This is a genomic window from Acidithiobacillus sp. TH-A36, assembly GCF_057473445.1.
The window spans coordinates 1-2,141 of sequence record NZ_JBYCKP010000472.1 but is presented as its reverse complement, the minus strand read 5'-3'; the positions used below and the strand labels follow the sequence as shown (position 1 = coordinate 2,141).

Annotated in this window: 3 protein-coding genes and 1 pseudogene; 3 read left to right on the top strand and 1 reads right to left on the bottom strand. The window is 55.4% G+C overall.

Annotated features, from left to right (window positions below; translation table 11 throughout):
* The 3 genes from AC2VLY_RS12155 to AC2VLY_RS12145 all read left to right on the top strand — a co-directional run.
* A partial coding sequence (locus AC2VLY_RS12155; RefSeq protein ID WP_486922357.1) for a hypothetical protein occupies window positions 1–415 on the top strand: 415 nt, incomplete at its 5' end.
* Between the two features lie 49 nt (window positions 416–464).
* Window positions 465–1,472 (top strand): lipoate--protein ligase family protein, encoded by a 1,008-nt coding sequence (locus AC2VLY_RS12150; RefSeq protein WP_486891720.1) that lies wholly within the window; start codon window positions 465–467, stop codon window positions 1,470–1,472.
* Between the two features lie 31 nt (window positions 1,473–1,503).
* Entirely contained in the window at window positions 1,504–1,881 is a 378-nt protein-coding gene (locus tag AC2VLY_RS12145; RefSeq protein ID WP_075323203.1) for a hypothetical protein, read from the top strand.
* Between the two features lie 75 nt (window positions 1,882–1,956).
* Here AC2VLY_RS12145 and AC2VLY_RS12140 read toward each other — a convergent pair.
* Window positions 1,957–2,141 (bottom strand): annotated as a pseudogene (locus AC2VLY_RS12140) (hypothetical protein); the annotation flags it as partial.

The window sequence follows — 2,141 nt, the reverse complement described above, 5'->3', positions numbered from 1 at the left end:
AAGGAAACTCATGAAGTCCATACCGATTACTGATGTCAGTAGCCTCAAAAATGAACTCAACAAATACAAGATGGGGAAAAAGCTGGAAATTCCCCGTTTCAACCAATTGGCGAGAATGGCCTATATGGGTCGTTTGGTCATGACGCCACTGGATCCCGAAGATCCTGCCTGCAAATCATTTCTGGTGCATGTGCAGGAACCTCTGGGCATGGCCGCGCACTTTATCGAGCTGGATGAAGATTTGCAGGATACCATCCTGATTCTGGATAGTGAGCAGTCCATGGCCATGGCGGGTATCATGCAGGCGGGTGTGGAAGAGCGCGTGCGCTGGCATGAAGCCCTGAATGAGCGGGATTTCTATTTTTCGGCCTTTTACCGCCCCAAGGACAGGGAAACCCGGGAAGAAAACGCCTGAATTGATGACTTTCGGCCATTTTCCGCTCCAGTCAGGGCAGCTCTGAGGGGTGCGGTTACGCATCATCTCCCTGGGGGTATTGTCCCCGGAGTTACTCCACAAAACCTATGTGGGGCTGGCAGAGGCGCAAGGTGACAGTGATCTGCCCATTTTGCTGCTGGTACAAAGCGCGGCGCATCTGAGTCTGGGTGCGGCGCAATCTGCCGGAGCGGAACTGGACCTGCTGGCCTGTAAAAAGCTGGAGGTCCCGGTGCTGCAAAGATCCCTGGGGGGCGGGCTGGTCTGGGTGGATGGCGGACAGCTCAGCTACTTTTTTATTTTTCCGACGGCGTGGGGTATGCGCCGTGCTACTGAGCTTTTTGTCTATATCGCGCCCTGGATAGTGGCTCTTTATGCCCATTTTGGGGTGCTCGTAGAGGCGCGCGATGGGCACGACTTCTGGTGCGCCGGGCGTAAAATCGGTGGGACCGGAGCGGCAAGTATCGGGCGCAGTCTGGTGCTGGGCGGCAGCATCATGCTCCATGTGGACTGGCAGGGTTTTATCGGTTGTGTGGCAGCCCCTTCGGAAGCGTTTCGTGCCTGGCTCGCAGAGGCCCTGGAGGACAGTGTCTGGACTTGGTCGCAACTGTCCTCCTCTCCACCCACGCCCGAGGCTCTCCGGTCGGCTTTTCCTCTGGTGCTGGAAAAGTCGGGTGTGCAAGCGGTCATCGAGACGGTGCTGAGTTGTGATGAGCAGCGCGCCGTGGCAGAAGCGGAACTGGAAGAGCCGGAATGGGAAGACCGCAGAAGCCGCCGCGTAGCTGCGGGTATCAAGATTAAAGCAGGGGCTTTTTTGACAGAACGCCATTGGCCGAAAGGGCAGTATTTACGTATCTGGACAGAAAATGGCTGCTTTCGTAGGGTGAAAGCCTCGCTGTGGGCCGAGAGCGAGACGCAGATATTCAGCGGCTTGCAGATGGATTCCCCCGCTTTCAACGCCGCCTTGCAACAATTGGCAGGTGACGAATACGACCTTTGGGCGGCACGATTTGCCGAAACGGCTGTCTGGAAAGATTAAAATCCGAATCCAGAACGACAGGAGATGACGAATGCCCAGTATTGATGACCGGATGCGCAAGCGTTTTATATTGATGAATAGTGATGCGGCATTGCGTCAGGCGGTGGAGTCTTCTATTCCGGAAAAGTGGGAAATGACGGAAGCCACTGATCTGGATGCTTTTGATGAATGGCAGGAAATTCTCTTGCACCGCTTTATGCTGCTGAATCTGGAAGACCCGCAAATCAGTGACCCGGTGGAGTTGATAGACATGATCCGCCGCGAGCACCAGCTGAATATCCCTATTTTCTGTTTGGGTGGGAGCCGCGAACTGCGTGATCAGGCGCGTTCAGCGCGGGCTGACCGTTTTTTTGATCGGGAAGAAGGTTTGCAACGCTTGCCGGAATTTTTCCAGCAGTTTGCCTGGTAATAAAAAGCACCAAAAAATAGCGCCGCTGGCTTTGCTCAGCCGGACGGCGCGTGATAGGCCGATTGGCTCGGTGGTTCAGCCGACCTTGGCGTGGGCCTCGGTGTCCAGCAGCAGATCATGGCTTTCGCTCTGGCCTTCGGCGCTGACGGTCAGGGTGGCAATGCGAATGCCGGCATCCTTGAAGGTGACTTCGTAGGAGAAAATACCCGGCAGTTCCAGGGTGCTTTCTTTCAGAGTCTTGCCTTCACAGGTTACACTGA